Origin of the sequence: Aeromonas sp. s12 (assembly GCF_040907925.1) — a bacterium.
Taxonomy (GTDB): Bacteria; Pseudomonadota; Gammaproteobacteria; order Enterobacterales; family Aeromonadaceae; genus Aeromonas; species Aeromonas veronii.
The window spans coordinates 1-16,690 of record NZ_JBFOCT010000024.1; the positions used below are offsets into that span (position 1 = coordinate 1).

Sequence of the window (16,690 nt, forward strand, 5' to 3'; positions counted from 1 at the left end):
AGTGAAACGCGGTAGCGCCGATGGTAGTGTGGCATTCGCCATGCGAGAGTAGGACACTGCCAGGCACCCAATTAAACAGCGATGTGAAGAATCACGTCACTGGCTGCGAGGATGACACCTCAGAAGAAGCAGCAAAAGATTTAGCGAAAGCTAACCGAATGCGGAGCGGTAGTTCAGTCGGTTAGAATACCGGCCTGTCACGCCGGGGGTCGCGGGTTCGAGTCCCGTCCGCTCCGCCACTAATTTTAAGGCCTTCCCTGATGGGAAGGCCTTTTTGCTATGTGCGATCTTGCCCATAAGTCCCACAGATTTGTACGCAAGAACGAGTACAAAAGCCCAGTCTCACGACCGCGCGTTGGTGTTTTTAGCGTGTTAAACAGCCAGTGTTAGCATTTATCTAGAGGAAGAGAACTAAAACCCTGTCATCTCCTCCATTTTCTATCTATATCAAGATCTTATCTGATGGATTGCTGGCCATTTTAACTGGTTTACTTTTGGCCAAACTCTGTTCATGGTGCGCGATTAGGGTTGTATCTCGCTTATAACTCGGTAGAGTAAGGGCATCTTGAGTTTGCCTGTCCCGTGCCGAGTTTGCCGGGTTCCAGGTGTAACTTGGCCAGTTTTTATCAACCTTAAGTCAGTGGTATCGATATGGAACAAGTAAACAAGTCCACCTTCAGCGATGTACTGGAATATGTGCGTATGTCCCGTCGCCAGAACAAACTCAAGCGTGAAATTGCGGATAACGAAAAGAAGATCCGTGACAACCAGAAGCGCGTACTGCTGCTCGACAACCTGAGCGACTACATCAAGCCGGGCATGAGCATTGATGATGTACAGGCGATCATCGCCAACATGCGTGCCGACTATGAAGAGCGCGTGGATGACCACATCATCAAGAACGCCGAGCTCTCCAAAGAGCGTAAAGAGCTGAGCACCAAGCTGAAGGGCATGAGCTCTCACAAATAAGCGTTCAGCTTTCGCTTAAGAGACACCGGCCACTGGCCGGTGTTTTGTTATCAGCTCGGATCTCTGCCACTCCTGCAACAATCGGCTCCCCTTTTTAGAATTGCCCTGTTACCATCACTACAAAGCGGTCAATAGTTTCAAGCCATTGACTTGAAAAGACTAAGCTTGAGTGAAACACAATAAATTGCGCAACCATGGTGGGGCTGATATGGGCGCATCAGAACAGACGGATTTGACACAAGTGGCATCTCACGATTCATCTGTCCAGACCTCGGACGGGAACCCAAAGCGCAAGCGTCGTCCCTGGTGGCGTTGGCTGTTCTGTTTTCTCTTTTTATTGTGCCTGGGGGCGGTGATCGCTCTGGTTGGCTATGAGATGAAAACCTCGAAGCTGCAATCTCAGGAGATCTCCCGCTATGCTGCCAAGCTCACCTATCAGGTCGAGCCAGGCCAGAGCAAACAGATCGCCTTCCCTGAGGATGGCCCGTTCGACAAGCGGCTCGGCTATGTGCAACTGCCGATGATGCAGGAGCGTCTGCTGCAACGGGGTTATGAAGTCAGCAAGCAGGTGCATTTTTCCGACGCACTCTATGACTACGCCAGTCGTGGCTTCTTCGTGCCCTATACCGAGAAGGTACAGGCCGGGCTGACGCTGCACGATTGCCGCGCCGAGCCCTTCTATCAATTCAAGTATCCGACCCATCACTATCCGGATTTTGACTCCATTCCGCCGCTCGTCATCCAGTCGCTGCTGTTTATCGAGAACCGCGACTTGCTGAGCAATGAAGAGCCGTTGGCCAACCCGGCGGTCGACTGGCCCCGTTTTGCCAAGGCGGCGCTCTCCCAGGTGGGCAAGGCGCTCGATATGCAGGATCAATCTGCCGGTGGCAGTACCCTGGCGACCCAGGTGGAGAAGTATCGCCACTCGCCGGATGGCCTGACCCTGTCGCCGACCGAGAAGATCCGTCAGATGGCCTCTGCCAGCGTGCGGGCCTATCGTCTCGGGCCGGAAACCCTCGAAGCGCGCAAACTGGTCGCCTGGGCCTATCTCAACTCGGTGCCGCTCTCGGCTGCGCCGGGATATGGTGAGGTGCATGGTTTGGGAGATGGTCTCTGGGTCTGGTTTGGTGCCAACGTCGATGACGTGAACCGTCTGCTGGATCCCGCCCGCAACCAGAATGCGCCGCTGGCCGAACAGGGACTTGCCCTGCGTCAGGTTGTCTCGCTGATGATTGCGCACCGCCGTCCCTCTTACTATCTGGCTCAAGGGCGAGAGGCATTGGCTACCCTGACCGACAGCTACCTGCGCCTGTTTGTGCAGGAGGGGATGATCACGCCATCTCTGATGGAGGCGGCGCTCAAGGCCAAGATTACGTTCCGTGACTTCCTGCAGTCCCCGGCTATCACCCGGGTGAACAATAACAAGGGGTTGCAAGTTGCCCGTACTCGCCTGAGCCGCCAGCTCGGGGTGCAGCTCTATGACCTCGATCGGATGGACCTGACTGCCGATACCAGCCTCAACATGCCGCTGCAGAACGAAATCTCCCGTTATCTGCAACAGCTGGCCGACCCGACGTTTGCCGCCCAGGTAGGGCTGTTTGGTGAGCGCCTGCTCTCGCCTGAGAAGACGGGCGATGTGCGCTACAGCTTCACCCTGTTCGAGAAGTCGCCGGAAGGGTTCAAGGTGCGGGTGCAGACCGACAACACTGATCAGCCGTTCGATATTAACGAAGGCTCCAAGCTGGAGTTGGGCTCAACCGCCAAGCTTCGGGTGCTGACTACCTATCTGGAGATCGTGGCCGAGCTGCACGACAACTATGCCGGGATGCCGGTCGATAATCTGCGTAAATTGGCTGCCGTCTCTCAGGACAACCTCAGCCGCTGGGCCATCTCCTATCTGATGACGGCTCAGGACAAGAGCTTGCCTGTAATGCTGGAAGCGGCGCTGGATCGCAAATACTCCGCCAGCCCCAACGAAGGGTTCTTTACCGGTGGCGGCATGCACACCTTCAACAACTTCCGCCGCGAGGATAACAATCGTATTCCGACGTTGCGTGACTCTCTGCGTGAGTCGATTAACTTGCCCTTTGTGCGGCTGATGCGCGATATCGTGCGCTACAGCCTCTACAAGGAGGGCAACCGTGCCCAGTTGCTGAAGGATGACAAGGATCCCCGCCGTCAGGAGTATCTGGCCAAATTTGCCGACAAAGAGGGCCAGACCTATCTGCTGCGCTTCTGGCGCAAATATCGCGGCAAGACCCCCGAGGAGCAACTCGATACCTTCCTCGACGGTCTCAAGCCGAGTGCGGTACGTCTGGCGGCGGTTCACCGCTACCTGATGCCGGAAGCCAGCGAAGCCGCATTTGCTGCCTTCCTGGCGGAGCGGCTGCCGCGCGAGAAGCTGAGTGCGAAACGGATCAATCAGCTCTATGTGAGCTATGGCCCGGGCAAGTATTCACTGCCGGATCAGGGCTACATCGCCCGGGTTCACCCGCTGGAGCTGTGGTTGCTGGCCTATCTCAAGGAGTTCGACAAGACGACCTTTGCCGACGCGGTGGCGGCCAGTCGTGACGAGCGGCAGGAGGTTTACAGCTGGCTGTTCAAGACCCGTCATCGCAGTGCCCGTGACAGCCGGATCCGCACCATGCTGGAGGTTGAAGCCTTCCTCGATATCCATCAGCGCTGGGCCAAGCTCGGTTATCCGTTCGACCATCTGGTGCCTTCGCTGGCGACCGCGTTGGGTAGCTCCGGCGATCGTCCGGCTGCACTGGCCGAGCTGATGGGGATTATCCAGAATGGCGGTGTCCGCTCGCCAACCTTGCGTATCGAGCACCTCTCGTTTGCCAAGGGAACGCCCTTCGAGACCGAGTTTGAGCCGCAGCACACCGAGGGTACCCGTGTGATGCCGGCAGAGGTGGCGGCCGCCCTGCGCAGTGCGCTCTCCAAAGTCGTTGAAGGGGGCACGGCAAGACGTATTGCCGGTGCCTTTACCCTGCCGGATGGCACTGTGCTGCAGATGGGGGGCAAGACCGGAACCGGGGATAACCGGATTGAAACCGTGGGTCGTTATGGCAACGTGACCAGCTCACTGGCGCGCAACCGCACCGCGACCTTCGTTTTCTATCTGGGTGAGGATCACTTCGGTACCCTGACCGCCTATGTACCGGGTAGCCAGTCTGACAAGTTCCGCTTCACCTCGGCGCTGCCGGTGCAGGTGCTCAAGGGGATGGCTCCTCTGCTGACGCCTTACCTGCAACCGGGTTCCCATACCCAGTGTCTTGCGAACCAGTGATGCGCACGAATTACCGCTCATCACGCAGATAACTAACCAGAGAAAAAACGGGGAGGCTGACAGCCTCCCCGTTTTTATATCCTCATCGGGCGCAGCGGCGCTCGATTGCGATCAGGCGTTCAGTACGAACTGTTCGATCACCTGAGCTACACCATCTTCATCGTTGCGGGCGGTGGTGTGCTGGGCGAGCGCCTTGATCTCGTCGGTGGCATTGCCCATCGCAACCCCGAGGCCTGCGTACTCGATCATATGGCGATCGTTGCCCGCATCCCCGACGCAGATCACCTGATCGGCGGTCAGGCCAAGATGCTCGGCCAGTGCGGCCACGCCTGTTCCCTTGTTGCTCTGCTTGTTCATGAACTCTAGGAAGAAGGGGGCGCTCTGTACCACGGTATAGCGCTCATAGAGCTCTGCAGGCAGTCGCTCGATGGCGCGGGAGAGCTGGGGCGGCTCGTCGATCATCATCACCTTCATGATCTGCTCGTCGGCAGGCAGGGTGGCGAAGTCGATCAGATTGATCGGCATGCCGATCAGGCGAGATTCGTGCTCGGTGTAGGTGCTGACACGGGGACTGATGAGGCCCTGGGTGACCGAGAAACCGTGGACGTTCACTTCCAGCTCATCAGCCAGTTTGGCGACGGCGCTGGCGTCACTGCCGGTCAGCAGCTGGCTGCGGATGATGCGCTGATCGGCCACCTGCTGCACCAGAGCGCCGTTGTAGCAGATGACATAGTCATGCTCTGTGGTGAGGCCGAGCTCTTCCAGATAGCGGCTCATCCCTTCCAGCGGGCGGCCGGAGGCCAGCACAACGGTGACCCCTTTGGCGCGCGCGGCACTGATGGCGGCGTGGGTTCGGGGAGTAATCTGGCCCTGCGGGTTGAGCAGGGTGCCATCCATATCCAATGCGATCAGCTTGTACATCTCTCACTACCTGAGTCTGGGTGGCCCGCCCGGTGGGGCCAAGGAAGTGGCGAGTGTAGCGAAAATCGGCGGCGGGATCACGGCCGGTTCAGCGATGGGGCCGTGCCGGTTGAGCTATTTGTGTCCCTCGTAAGGGGTCATCTCCAGGGTTTCATCATGGATGGTCAGGCGGGTAGGGCCTCGGGTGATGGTAACCTTGCGTTTGAAGCTGGCCATCTCGACCTCGATGCCGGAGTAGAGGTGCTGGGTGGCAATGACCTCCATCTGAGCCATCAAGTTTCGTAGCTCCTCCTGGTTAGCGGTGAGCTGCTCATCGAGCTGGGCCAGTTCGGCCAGCTGATGGTCCCGGATCGGTTTGAGCTTGCGCAAGGTATCCGGATTGCGCTTGTCGCTGGGCAGTTGCAGCAACTTCATGACCAGCTCCTTGATTTTCTCCAGCTGGGCCTGACACGCCTGCTGGCGCAGCTTGAGCTGGTGTTCCTGCTCCTTGTGGGTGAAGTAGCCGCCAAGGATCTGCAGTCGGGTATGGTTGGCGGCCTCGGCCCCCAGGCTGGGAGCCATGATCAGGCGATTGGCAATGCTGGTGCCCCCCAGCAGAGTGCCTTTGCGCATGTTGCTATCGCCCACCTTGATATCTTGTCCGCTGCGGGAGTAGCAGTGGCTGAGCTGGCTCTGGATCTGGATATCCCCCCCCGCTTCCAGCTGGGCATATTGGGCGTAGCTGGCGTGGATCTCCCCCTGCGCATTGAGTTGGCAAAGGTACTCTCCCTGCTCGTTGCGGCGGCCAATGATGCCGTGGCGTACCGTGATGCTGCCCCCCGCCTCGATCCAGCCCCCTTCGATAAAGCCGCCGATGACGATATCACCGCTGACTCTGATCTTCATGCCCGGGTTGACGTCGCCGCTGACGATTAAGCCCCCTTCAAAATCAATGTGGCCGTGGCGGGCATCCACCTGTTTGACGCTGAGCACCTCGTCCACCTTCATGCCCGCTTTCTCCTGACAGGGCAGGCCAGCCCGACCGGCAATCAGCAGGTCGGGATCGTCGGGGGAGATGAAGGTGCCCTCGCCAGCGCTCATCGGACTGTCTTTGCCATCTTTGGCGGGCAGGTCCTGACCGGTCACGGTAAAACCGGGCACCCCGACGGTGGCCGGATGACGGCGCATCAGCGGAGCGCCGGCCTTGACGGTGACGATGGAGCCGAGATCCCGCAGGTCGACCTTGCCATGCCCCAACTCCTGCGGTTTGAGGATCCGTTCGGCCGGGGTCTCCACCAGCCGCTCATAGCGAGTGTCCTGACCATTGACGGCAGGCTGGCCGTTGGCAATCACCAGCTTGAGCTGACTGCCGGGGGCGGCCTCCTTGGCCGACTGGATGGCAGCGGTGAGCAGTTGATCACTCACCCCCTGTTTGATTTCGCTGATGGCGATCGCCTCTTTCAGCTGTTCCAGCGTCACATACTTGCCCCCCCAGTCGGCAGTGATCTGGGCGATGGCGCTCATGCGATCCTTCTCCACTATTACGGCGAGTCGGGCATCCTGACGCTTGCCGACAGGGATGGGGTTGGCGGGGACGGGGGCGGCAGGGTTGGTGAGCAGGGTATTAAGCAGGCTGATAGCCTGTTTGATCCCCTCGGGCAGCGGCTGATAGCGGCGACAGTTGGAAGCGAGCAGCAGAGCCTGCACATCTTGTTCCGTGACAGGTTTGGTGAGACCGGCGGCAATCCGCAGGCAGACCAGCTCCATATCGCTTGATAGCAGCAACCACTCTTTGCTTAACACCGCATCTCCTTGCTGGATGAGAACGGAGCGATCGGCTCGCTCCTCTACTGTCATTTAATCTCTCAATGATTAATAAAGCGAGTCGCCAACCCTGAGAGTGGGCAGTATTCAGATATTTCCTCTGAATGGTCAATGAATTGAAGTCAAATCGGTGATGGCGGCCAGATAAATGTGGGCGCTGTTTGGAAACGGAGTGAAAAGACGGATCGTAGCGCCAGCGACCTAGGGTCGCTGGCAGGTGAATGGCGGTTCTTATCAGCTGCGCTGGGCTGTTCTGGCCAGGGTGAGGTAATCGCCGAGCACCGGCTCACCCAGCATATGGCGGCGCAGCATGTCGAGGGCGGCAAAGGCGAGGATCTTGCGGCGACTCTCCGGGTCGGGGTGGCTGACCTTGACCGTCTGACCGACGTGCTTGCCATCGGCGCTGAGCAGCAGTGGTACCCCCTCTGTGCCCTCTCGCCCTATGGTCAGTTGCAGGCCCGCATCGGTTGTCGGCAGTTGCGCCAGCTCATCGGCCAGTTGCGTACTGAAGTTGGCCTCCAGCCGGGGATGGCCGTGACAAAGCGCCAGCAGGGCGCCGCCACTATCTCCCTCCAGCAGAGCCAGCGGTTTGCCTTGCAGCAGCGCGAGGATCTGCTGCGCCGGTTCCGTATCTCCGCTGCCAACCAGCCAGGGGCGGATCGTATCCAGCAGTCGGCGCTCTGCACTCTCCATGTCAGCGGTACTGGCGCCGTGGCCGATCAGTTTCAGCTCGATAAGGGGCATGGAGGAGCGGTAACCCAGCTCAAGACCAGCTGGCCAGGGTTCGGCATCCAGCATATCGCTGAGGGCTGATTCCGAGATGCCGAAGGTGTAAAAGCGACGCAGCTCGGTATCAATCTGCGCACCGGCCAGCTGTTTGAGGCGCGGCAGAATTTGCTCGCGCACCATCTGCTTGAATTCGAACGGCACGCCCGGGGTGAAGAAGAGCTGACTCTGGCCACTTCGCACCACAAAGCCGCAGGCGGTGCCAACCGGGTTGTCGAGGATTTCGCACCTCTGTGGCAGCCATGCCTGTTTGGCATTGCTTTGTGCCATGGGGCGGCCACGGCTGGCGTAGCGCGCTTCGATGGTAGCGAGCCAGTCGGGGAAGAGGGTGAGCGGTTGGTCAAAGGCCTCGGCGGCGGCCTGAGCGGTGAGATCGTCGGCAGTGGGCCCGAGCCCGCCACACACCAGCACCACCTCGGCGCGGCTGGCACTCTCTTGCAGCACCGTTTTCAGGTCGGCGAGGTTGTCCCCCACTGTCAGGCGACGGCGCACCTGCCAGCCCTGCTCCAGCAGCAGAGCGCTGAGCCAGGCTGCATTGGTATCCACCACCAGACCCGTCACTATTTCGTCTCCGGTACTGATGATCTCGATACGCATGGCAGGCTCCTTGGATTAAACGGGTGGCAACGGTTGGTCTTGGGCCAACACAATCAGGCTTTGTTGTGCTCGAAGTAGTAGCTGATCCGGGTACGCGGATTGAGGTACTCGAACACGGCGGGCGGCAGCCGTTTGGGGTGGATCACCTTGGCGATCGACAGTTCGGCTTGCTGCAGGTCGATGATGGCGGCTTCCTGACGGGGAATGCGCGGATCGTAGACCAGCACCGAGGGGTAGAGCAGGCGGGAAGCGTTGACCGACATCACCAGCCCCACCTGACCGTTGGAGAGTTGCACCACGCTGCCGGGGGGGTAGATCCCCATCAACCGGATCAGCATGCTGAGGTACTCCGGATTGAACTGCGCCTTGCGCTGCTTGTAGAGGCCGCTCAGGGCCGAGTAGGGCACCTTGGCCTGCATGTGGCAGAGGTTATCGTACTCGTTGATCAGCGACACCATCTGGGTCAGCGGATCGAGCTGGCCACCCTTGAGCCCTTCCGGCCCGCTGCCATCGAGATATTCATGGTGATGGAGCACGATCCCCTTCGCCTCGGCCGGGAAATCCTTGGCCAGATTGAGCAGATCCAGCCCATAGCGCGGGTGCTGGGCCATCAGGTTCTGTTCCGGCTTGGTCAGCGGCTCGGTCTTGCGCAGGATCTGGCTCGGGATCTTCAGCTTGCCGATATCGTGGAACAGCGCCCCCATGCCGACCTGACGGATCTCGTCGGCCGTCATGCAGCACTCCTTGGCCAGCAGCATGCTGAGCACGCTGACGTTGAGGGAGTGGAAGTAGAGGTTGTTGCCATCCTCACTGTCGGAGACCAGATGCAGCACCATCTCGTCCACCGAGAGCAGCTGTTCTGTCATGGCGTTGACCAGCTCCTGCGCCTCGCCGATGGCATTGAGGGGGCGGGACTGGATCTTGCTCATCACGCTGCGCACCTGCGCCAGCGACTGCTGGAACTGCTTCTCGCACTGCTGCAGGTTGCGGCGATAGAGTTGCAACTGCTCGATGCGGCGATCTTTCTCCTGCTGCATCTGGGCCTGACGCTGGGCGGCGTCTGCGCTCTCTTGTTGCTGAGGCTGTACCTGATTGAGGGGCTTGGGCGGAACGTCGCTCTTGTCGGGAATGATGGTGACCAGTTTCAGGCCGAGACGGCGGATCAGCTCGATCTCTTCTTCACTTTTGATTTTGAAGCTGGAAAACAGGAACGGGTGTTCGCGCCACCCCAGTGGCAGGGAGACATAGTTGCCGACTTGCAGTCGATCTACGGAAATCTTGATACCGGTCATTATCTTGGAAGCAGGAGACACACTGAGCCGTATGCTAGTCAAAGGCGGGGGTGAATACAAAAGGTATCTGATGACAGGGCTGGAGCTTTATTATAGGCTTCTGGATGTCCAGACATATTTACCGATGCAGTACAGGGAGTAAGCATGCCGATCAAGATCCCGGATCAGTTACCCGCCGCCGAAGTGCTGGGGCAGGAGAACATCTTCGTGATGACGGAATCCCGGGCCGTCACCCAGAACATCCGCCCGCTGCGGGTGCTCATCCTCAACCTGATGCCAAAGAAGATTGAGACCGAGATCCAGCTGATGCGGATGCTCTCCAACTCGCCGCTGCAGGTGGATGTGGATCTGCTGCGCATCGATGACAGGGAGTCAAAGAACACGCCGCAGGCGCATCTGGAGAACTTCTATCACGACTTCGAGCAGGTGCGTGGCAACAACTACGACGGCATGATCATCACAGGGGCGCCGCTCGGGCTGGTGGAGTTCGAGGAGGTGGTCTACTGGCCGCGCATCGTCGAGATCATCGAGTGGTCCCATCAGCATGTCACCTCCACCCTGTTCCTCTGCTGGGCGGTGCAGGCAGCGCTGAAAGCCTTGTATGGCATGGAGAAGCAGACCCACGGCGAGAAGCTCTCCGGGGTTTACCGCCACCATCGCCTCGATGAGCACGAGCCGCTGCTGCGCGGTTTCGATGACGAGTTTGTCGCCCCCCACTCCCGTTACGCGGCGTTTGATGGCGATCTGATCCGTGCCCAGACCGACTTGCAGATTTTTGCCGAGTCAGAAGAGGCGGGGGTCTATCTGGCGGCGACCAAGGATTGTCGTCAGGTGTTTGTCACCGGGCACCCGGAGTACGATGCCCTGACGCTGGACGGGGAGTACCAGCGGGATCTGGCGGCAGGGCTCGACCCGGCCATTCCGGTCAACTACTACCCGAATAATGATCCGAGCCGGACGCCGCGCGCCAGCTGGCGCAGCCACGGTCATCTGCTGTTTGCCAACTGGCTCAACTACTACGTCTATCAGCTCACCAGCTATCGGGTGGAGGATATCGGCAAGGTCTTTACCTACGACCAGGGAGGCAAATAGTCAGTCGCCCTGCGCCAGCCGCTCGGCCAGCTGGTCGAGCCACTGGCGGTGGCAGGCCAGGGTAAACGCCTTGGGTCTGTGGGCCTTGATGGCGGCCATTGCCTCTTGCTGTGGCTGGCCAAGGGTCATCAGCAGCGCGGCGGCGACCAGACCGGTACGACCGCTGCCCCCTTTGCAGTGGATGACCAGATGTTTGCCATCCCCCAGCAGCTCGCGCAGCTGTGGCAGCGCCTGTTGCCAGGCCGCCTCGAAGTCGGCATCGGGGGCCAGATCATCCTCGATGGGCAGATGGAACCAGCGCATCCCTTCGTGCTCGACCTGCTGGCCGAGCTGCGCCAGTTCGAGTCGGATCAACTCGGCGCTTGTCATCAGGGTCACCACCCCGTGGGCACCGGCCAACCGCAGTTGATCGAGCGCCAGGGTCAGCGGCACCTGCTGGGTGCCGGGGCAGGGGGTCAGCAGCAGCTGACCGTCGACACGGGGAACCTCAAGGCTCCAGAAGGGGTGATACGGGTGCATGGCGGATCCTCGCGTGGTGGCCGCAGGGCTGCGGCCGGTGAATGGCGCCAAGGATAGGCGGGGCAGGGGGGATGTCAATGGCCGTTGTGTTTGCCCCGGTTTACGGGCAGAGTCTAAAAAAATGAGCGGTTCAAGGAGTTAAGATGAGAAACCTGGATCAACTGGATTTGGATATCCTGGCCCATCTGTTTCGGGATGCGGGCATGACCAACAAGGATCTGGCCGCGCTGGTGGGCGTTGCCCCCTCCACCTGTCTGGAGCGGGTGCGTAAGCTGCAGCAGGATGGCGTGCTCAAGGGGGCGCACTGCGAAGTGGATTATCAGGCCCTCGGTGGCCACATTCAGGCCATGGTCTCCCTGCAGCTGGCCCGCCACAGCCGCCAGATCATCGATGCCTTCCGCGATGCCATTCTGGCGCTGCCCGAAGTGATCAGTCTGTTCCACATGGGGGGCAAGGATGATTTTCTGGTGCACCTCTGTGTCTCTGATACCGAGCACCTGCGCAACTTCGTCTTCGATCACTTCACCTCCCGCGAGGAGGTGGTGCACCTCGAAACCTCGCTGGTATTCGAGCACAAGTTCAGCCGCTCCCTGCCCTGCTTTCCCCAGCCATAACGGCCAGTGGGCCGACAGTATGAATAGATAGAAAAAACCGCCAGCTGGCGGTTTTTTCTATTCTGCTATGGGTTGAATCTGCACGGGGAGCTCAATTGGCGGCGGTGCGTTCATCCTTGGCCGTCTGATAGAGACTCTTCTGATAGGCCATGCTGCCCCACAGGGCAAGACCGAGGGCATCCTCCTTCAAGGCGTCCGGCTGCGCCGCCAGAGTCAGCTTCTCGCTGGCATTGTCGTAGACATAGCCCTCTGCCGCCCGCTCCGGTTGCAGGATCACCACATCCTTGCCGCGCATCAGGGCAAAGTTCTTGTCGTACTGCATGATGGCGCGCCCCGGCCAGTCGGCGGGCATGCGGGTCAGATCCTTGCCGAGCATGGGGTAGTCGGCACTGATCCCCATCAGGGAGAGCAGGGTCGGCGCCATGTCGATCTGGCTGACGATGCGCGGATCCTTCCTCGGTGCAATGCCGTCGCCCACAATGACGCCGGGGATATGGAAGCGGGGGATGGGCACCAGACTGGCGCCACCGACCCGGCTGTCGTGATCGGCGATGACCAGGAACAGGGTGTCCTTCCAGTATTCGGATTGTTTCGCCCTCTTGAAGAATTCGCCGATGGCGTAATCCGCATACTTGGCCGCGTTGTTGCGGGTCTGTTTGGGTTGCTCGAAGAGTTCGATGCGGTTGTCCGGGAATTCGAACGGATCGTGGTTGCTGGAGCTGAACACCAGACTGAAGAAGGGTTTGCCCTCTTTGTGCAGCGCCTTGAAGGTCTCGTCGGCCTTGGCCATCAGATCCTCATCGGAGGCGCCCCAAGAGCCTTTGAACACCGGATTGTCGAAATCCTTCTGTTCGACGATGGTGGTGAAGCCGTTGCCGAGGAAGAAGCTGCGCATGTTGTCGAAGTGACTCTCGCCGCCATAAATAAAGCTGGTGTCATAACCCCGCTGTTTGAGCAGATCCGCGATGGTGAAGAAGTTGGTCTGGCTCTTGCCGAGTTTTACCACCGCCTGTGCCGGGGTCGGCGTGAAGCCGGTCAGTACCGCCTCGATACCGCGCACCGAGCGGGTGCCGGTGGCGTAGAGCTGCTCGAAGGCCCAGCCCTGCTGCGACAGGGCGTCGATGTTGGGGGTAAGCGGCAGGCCGCCGAGGGAGCCGACAAACTGGGCGCCCAGACTCTCCTGCAGCAGGATCACCAGATTCTTCGGTTTACCCTGGAAGCTCGCCTGGTTGAAGGTCTGGCTGGGCAGTAGTTCGGAGTTGAAATCACTGGCCGGACGGCCACTCTCCTTGCGCATGACCTCGAGCACCTTCTGCTCCGTCATCTCGCCGTAAAACTGGCCGGCATCCTCCTCGGCGCCCATCTGCTTGATGGCAAAGAAGAGGGAGTAGGCGGAGTTGACGGTGAGCGAGTTGACCAGCGGGTCTTCGGCAAAGGCGACCATGGCCGGGTTCAGGGCGCGGTGACCGAGACTGGAGCGGGCACCGAGAAAACCTATGGCCAGAATGAGCAGGGCGAAGGCAGGACGCAGATACCAGCGGGGGAAGCTGAGGCCACGCACCAGACGGCCGCTCAGCCACCAGCCAACAGCCAGCACGGCGCCACTGAAGAGTACCGACAGCAGCAGCTCGGCTTTGCGGCCCGCCCACAGCATGGCGAACACCTCTTTCGGATAGATGAGGTACTCCACATAGAGACGATTGGGGCGTAATCCGTACTCATTGATAAAGGAGGGGGTGGAGATTTCGAGAAACAGCATCAGCCAGAGTCCGACGGTCAGCCACACTCGCATCAGTTGCAGCCAGCCGCGACCGATGGCATGGGGGCCTGCCAGCAGCAGAGTGAGCATGGCGGGGACACCCCAGACCCAGCAGAGGGTCGCAAAGTCGACCCGGATCCCTTGCAGCAGCATCTCCTGCCAACCGGCCACGGCATCCACCCGTTCCAGTTGCCAGAGACCGAGGGCGATTCGGCTGAAAGAGAGAGAAAAAAGCGCGAGCGCGCAGAAGACGGCGAAGGGCCAGAACGGGCCAAGTCGCTGTTTTAGATCTGTCATGTTTGTTCCTGAATGAGACTGTAAACGTCTGTCCACAGACGTTTTTTTAGTTGTTGTGAGGTTATGACAGATCGAATTGGTTAAGGTTGCATTCAAGTTTGTTAAAAGTCAGCATTAACACATTTATCATCTAAAAATGTGATGTCGCGCCACTAATGAGCACAGCATAATCTGCTGGATAAAATGTGAGCCACAGCGTGTATGGATGGGGAGTTGGTGTTTATAATTGCCGCGAATTATCTCAATCGGAGCCGAAGGGATGCCGGTCTTTATCGATGTCGAGTATGTGCGGGGATGGCGCCTGTTTCTGGTGTTATCGGATGGCACCACGGGGGTGCTGGATCTGACCCCCTGGCGAACCCAGCCGCTATTTGCAAAGCTGGAGAGCGAGCGTCATTGCGCCCGGGTCTTCATCAACCGTCACCACCAGCTGGAGTGGCCTGTTGGCTGCACGCTATCTGCCCATGAGGTCTATCACCTCATCTCTCCCATCGATGAGCGGGAAGCCTTTAGCTAATCCCCATTTTTTGTGAGCCAACGCCAGATTCCTGTTGCTGGAATGTTTGCCCGTTTGCCTTTCTGAGCCAACTTGGGTAAAACCTGCGCAACATTTTGCCAACTTGCCTTCGCTTCACCTGACAGAGGCTTGCCGCTTTCGCGCCGCAGGCCTTTTTTGCGGCCAGATGGTGAACCTTTCCCTTGCTGAAAGGTTTGGTCGGTTGAATGAAAATAACAAAACAAATACATAAGGAAAATGTATGGCTTGTCATATGCGCACACCCCTTGCCCTGCTGGTTGGTGGGCTCGCCTGTCACGGCGCTGCCGGTCAGGAATCGGTTCAACAGCTGGATCCCATGGTGGTGGTGGCAACCCGCCCCGCCAGCACCCTGGAGGTGACACTGGATCCCAAGAAGCCCGGTTCCCCCATGCCCGCTGCCGACGGCGCCGGTTATCTGAAGAATGTCACCGGCATGAGCATGGTGCGCAAAGGGGGGCTCGGTGGCGACCCTGTATTGCGGGGGATGGGGATGTCCCGCCTCAACGTGCAGATGGATGGCGGCATGCTGGCCGGTGGCTGTGGTGGCCGGATGGACCCGCCCACGGCCTATGTGTTCCCCCAATCCTTTGACCGGATCCGGGTGCTGAAGGGGCCGCAATCCCTTGAGCAGGGTGCCACCCTGGCGGGAACCGTGCTGTTCGAGCGGGACAGGCCCGAGTTCACCGCACCGGGCCTCAAGGCCGATGCCTCGGCCCTCTATGGCAGCTTTGGCCGTGATGATCAGATGGTGGATATGACTGCGGGCTCGACCGACGGCTATCTGCGCGGTCAGTTCACCCACTCCGATAGCGACGATTACCGCGATGGTCACGGCAACGAGGTGCGCTCCTTCTATCGCCGCGAGAACGGCACCGCCCAGCTGGGCTGGACGCCGGGGGAGCACACTTGGCTGGAACTGACCGCCGAGCGCAGCAACGCCCGCGCCGCCTATGCGGACCGCACCATGGATGGCCCCATGTTTGATCGCGAATCCTTCGGGCTGAAGCTCAAGCAGGAGCAGATCACCACTCACTGGCAGCGTAGCGAGCTGACCCTCTGGGATAACTACATCGACCACATCATGGACAACTTCAGCCTGCGGCAAAACAGTGGCATGAAGATGCTCTCCAACCCGGATCGCCGCAACACTGGCGGTCGCTGGGCCAACGACATCGCCTTGCCAGCAGACTGGCTGCTGACCGCCGGGCTAGACAGCAACCGGGATCAGCACCGCAGTCGGAGTGGGGTCGACTATGCCACCAAGGATCGCCAGCGCACCCTGCGTTTCGAGCAGCAGGGCGGCTTCGCCGAACTGGGTCGTCAGCAGGGGGCTCACAGCTACAAGGGCGGTTACCGTCAGGATAGGGTAGAGACCACCCGCTATGGCGCCGGTGAACAGACCCTCTACAGCGATACCCTGAGTCTTAACAGCGGGTTTGGCCGCTACGAATATCAGTGGTCGCCACGCTGGTCCAGCTATCTGGCCTGGGGGCAGGCAGAGCGTGCGCCGGACTACTGGGAGCGCAGCAAGGACAGCACCCCGTTCACCCTCAACCCGGAGCGCAGTCGCCAGTGGGATGCTGGGTTGGCCCTGCGCAGTCGCGAGCTGGACCTGACCCTCTCCCTCTTTAGCGCCGATATCAAGGACTACCTGCTCTACAACAGCAAGTCGAACAAGGTGCGCAATATCGATGCCCAGACCCGGGGTGGCGAGTTGGAAGGGCGCTGGCAGTTTGCCGAGCAGTGGCGTCTCGATGGTGGTCTGGCGGTGGTCTACGGCGAAAACCAGAGCGACAACAAGCCGCTGGCCCAGATGCCACCGCTCGATGGCAAGCTGGCGCTGGGCTGGCAGCCGGACGAGGCGCTGAGCTTTACCCTGCTGGGGCGCGCCGTGGCGGCGCAGGATCGGGTGGATGTGGGCTCCGGCACGGTCGCCGGTCAGGATCAGGGGGAGACTCCGGGCTTCTTCACCATGAACCTGAGCGGCGCCTGGCAGTTTGCCAAGGGGTGGCAACTCTCGGCCGGGGTAGACAACCTGTTCGACACCTTCTACTACGAGCACCTCTCCAAGTCGGTCCACAGCAGTCAGGCCGGGCTGGGCTACGAGCAGAGCGGCCGCATCCCCGAGCCGGGTCGTTCCTACTGGCTCTCTGTCAACTACCGCTTTGCCTCGGCCGGTGTGCTCTAACCAGTTGAGTCAGATAACGTTTT

At 59.8% G+C, this 16,690-nt stretch carries 13 protein-coding genes and 1 tRNA gene; 7 read left to right on the plus strand and 7 right to left on the minus strand.

Going from position 1 to position 16,690, the window contains the following annotated elements; translation table 11 throughout:
- Positions 1-162: 162 nt before the first annotated feature.
- The 3 genes from AB5Y67_RS11735 (at position 163) to AB5Y67_RS11745 (ending at position 4,261) form a co-directional block, all read left to right on the plus strand.
- Positions 163-239: transfer RNA gene (locus AB5Y67_RS11735), tRNA-Asp, on the plus strand.
- Between the two features lie 412 nt (positions 240-651).
- Complete coding sequence (gene tmaR, locus AB5Y67_RS11740; protein ID WP_005336024.1) at positions 652-969, plus strand: PTS system regulator TmaR; 318 nt, start codon at positions 652-654, stop codon at positions 967-969.
- A gap of 208 nt (positions 970-1,177) precedes the next feature.
- Positions 1,178-4,261 (plus strand): transglycosylase domain-containing protein, encoded by a 3,084-nt coding sequence (locus AB5Y67_RS11745; protein WP_199427708.1) that lies wholly within the window; start codon positions 1,178-1,180, stop codon positions 4,259-4,261.
- Positions 4,262-4,372: 111 nt separating this feature from the next.
- On the opposite strand, the gene yidA is transcribed toward AB5Y67_RS11745, so the two are convergent.
- The 4 genes from yidA to AB5Y67_RS11765 form a co-directional block, all read right to left on the minus strand.
- Entirely contained in the window at positions 4,373-5,182 is an 810-nt protein-coding gene (gene yidA / locus AB5Y67_RS11750; RefSeq protein ID WP_005363212.1) for a sugar-phosphatase, read from the minus strand.
- A gap of 114 nt (positions 5,183-5,296) precedes the next feature.
- A complete protein-coding gene (locus AB5Y67_RS11755; RefSeq protein ID WP_199427769.1) occupies positions 5,297-6,964 on the minus strand; it encodes a FapA family protein in 1,668 nt (555 codons plus the stop codon).
- Between the two features lie 255 nt (positions 6,965-7,219).
- A complete protein-coding gene (locus AB5Y67_RS11760; RefSeq protein WP_199427709.1) occupies positions 7,220-8,368 on the minus strand; it encodes a CinA family nicotinamide mononucleotide deamidase-related protein in 1,149 nt (382 codons plus the stop codon).
- Positions 8,369-8,421: 53 nt separating this feature from the next.
- Complete coding sequence (locus AB5Y67_RS11765) at positions 8,422-9,660, minus strand: DUF3391 domain-containing protein (protein ID WP_005336014.1); 1,239 nt, start codon at positions 9,658-9,660, stop codon at positions 8,422-8,424.
- Between the two features lie 144 nt (positions 9,661-9,804).
- Between AB5Y67_RS11765 and metA the strand changes: the two genes are divergently transcribed.
- Positions 9,805-10,752 carry a homoserine O-succinyltransferase gene (gene metA / locus AB5Y67_RS11770; RefSeq protein ID WP_042053667.1) on the plus strand — a complete coding sequence of 316 codons (948 nt, stop codon included), beginning with the start codon at positions 9,805-9,807 and terminating at the stop codon, positions 10,750-10,752.
- Here metA and AB5Y67_RS11775 read toward each other — a convergent pair whose 3' ends face one another.
- A complete protein-coding gene (locus tag AB5Y67_RS11775) occupies positions 10,753-11,271 on the minus strand; it encodes a cyclin-dependent kinase inhibitor 3 family protein (protein WP_043825993.1) in 519 nt (172 codons plus the stop codon). It lies immediately after the preceding gene.
- A gap of 143 nt (positions 11,272-11,414) precedes the next feature.
- On the opposite strand from AB5Y67_RS11775, the gene AB5Y67_RS11780 reads away from it, so the two are divergent.
- Positions 11,415-11,885 (plus strand): Lrp/AsnC family transcriptional regulator, encoded by a 471-nt coding sequence (locus AB5Y67_RS11780; RefSeq protein ID WP_005336001.1) that lies wholly within the window; start codon positions 11,415-11,417, stop codon positions 11,883-11,885.
- A 91-nt stretch (positions 11,886-11,976) separates the two neighbouring features.
- Here AB5Y67_RS11780 and AB5Y67_RS11785 read toward each other — a convergent pair whose 3' ends face one another.
- Entirely contained in the window at positions 11,977-13,941 is a 1,965-nt protein-coding gene (locus AB5Y67_RS11785; RefSeq protein ID WP_199427710.1) for an LTA synthase family protein, read from the minus strand.
- Positions 13,942-14,200: 259 nt separating this feature from the next.
- Here AB5Y67_RS11785 and AB5Y67_RS11790 point away from each other — a divergent pair, with 259 nt between their 5' ends.
- Positions 14,201-14,458, plus strand: a complete 258-nt coding sequence (locus AB5Y67_RS11790) for a DUF2442 domain-containing protein (RefSeq protein ID WP_005335997.1) — start codon at positions 14,201-14,203, stop codon at positions 14,456-14,458.
- Here the strand turns inward: AB5Y67_RS11790 and AB5Y67_RS11795 are convergent.
- Positions 14,451-14,711: a hypothetical protein gene (locus AB5Y67_RS11795; RefSeq protein ID WP_184237457.1), complete on the minus strand. Its 261-nt coding sequence runs from the start codon at positions 14,709-14,711 to the stop codon at positions 14,451-14,453. The genes AB5Y67_RS11790 and AB5Y67_RS11795 overlap by 8 nt on opposite strands.
- Between AB5Y67_RS11795 and AB5Y67_RS11800 the strand changes: the two genes are divergently transcribed.
- Positions 14,700-16,667, plus strand: a complete 1,968-nt coding sequence (locus tag AB5Y67_RS11800; protein ID WP_199427712.1) for a TonB-dependent copper receptor — start codon at positions 14,700-14,702, stop codon at positions 16,665-16,667. The two genes, AB5Y67_RS11795 and AB5Y67_RS11800, sit on opposite strands and share 12 nt — an antisense overlap.
- The last annotated feature ends 23 nt before the right edge of the window (positions 16,668-16,690 follow it).

What these genes read in the sequence shown, in the direction of transcription:
- yidA (WP_005363212.1), bottom strand. Translation starts at nt 5,182, where the DNA reads ATGTACAAGCTGATCGCATTGGATATGGATGGCACCCTGCTCAACCCG.
- metA (WP_042053667.1), top strand. Translation starts at nt 9,805, where the DNA reads ATGCCGATCAAGATCCCGGATCAGTTACCCGCCGCCGAAGTGCTGGGG.
- AB5Y67_RS11775 (WP_043825993.1), bottom strand. Translation starts at nt 11,271, where the DNA reads ATGCACCCGTATCACCCCTTCTGGAGCCTTGAGGTTCCCCGTGTCGAC.
- AB5Y67_RS11795 (WP_184237457.1), bottom strand. Translation starts at nt 14,711, where the DNA reads ATGACAAGCCATACATTTTCCTTATGTATTTGTTTTGTTATTTTCATT.
- tmaR (WP_005336024.1), top strand. Translation starts at nt 652, where the DNA reads ATGGAACAAGTAAACAAGTCCACCTTCAGCGATGTACTGGAATATGTG.
- AB5Y67_RS11785 (WP_199427710.1), bottom strand. Translation starts at nt 13,941, where the DNA reads ATGACAGATCTAAAACAGCGACTTGGCCCGTTCTGGCCCTTCGCCGTC.
- AB5Y67_RS11765 (WP_005336014.1), bottom strand. Translation starts at nt 9,660, where the DNA reads ATGACCGGTATCAAGATTTCCGTAGATCGACTGCAAGTCGGCAACTAT.
- AB5Y67_RS11745 (WP_199427708.1), top strand. Translation starts at nt 1,178, where the DNA reads ATGGGCGCATCAGAACAGACGGATTTGACACAAGTGGCATCTCACGAT.
- AB5Y67_RS11780 (WP_005336001.1), top strand. Translation starts at nt 11,415, where the DNA reads ATGAGAAACCTGGATCAACTGGATTTGGATATCCTGGCCCATCTGTTT.
- AB5Y67_RS11760 (WP_199427709.1), bottom strand. Translation starts at nt 8,368, where the DNA reads ATGCGTATCGAGATCATCAGTACCGGAGACGAAATAGTGACGGGTCTG.
- AB5Y67_RS11800 (WP_199427712.1), top strand. Translation starts at nt 14,700, where the DNA reads ATGGCTTGTCATATGCGCACACCCCTTGCCCTGCTGGTTGGTGGGCTC.
- AB5Y67_RS11790 (WP_005335997.1), top strand. Translation starts at nt 14,201, where the DNA reads ATGCCGGTCTTTATCGATGTCGAGTATGTGCGGGGATGGCGCCTGTTT.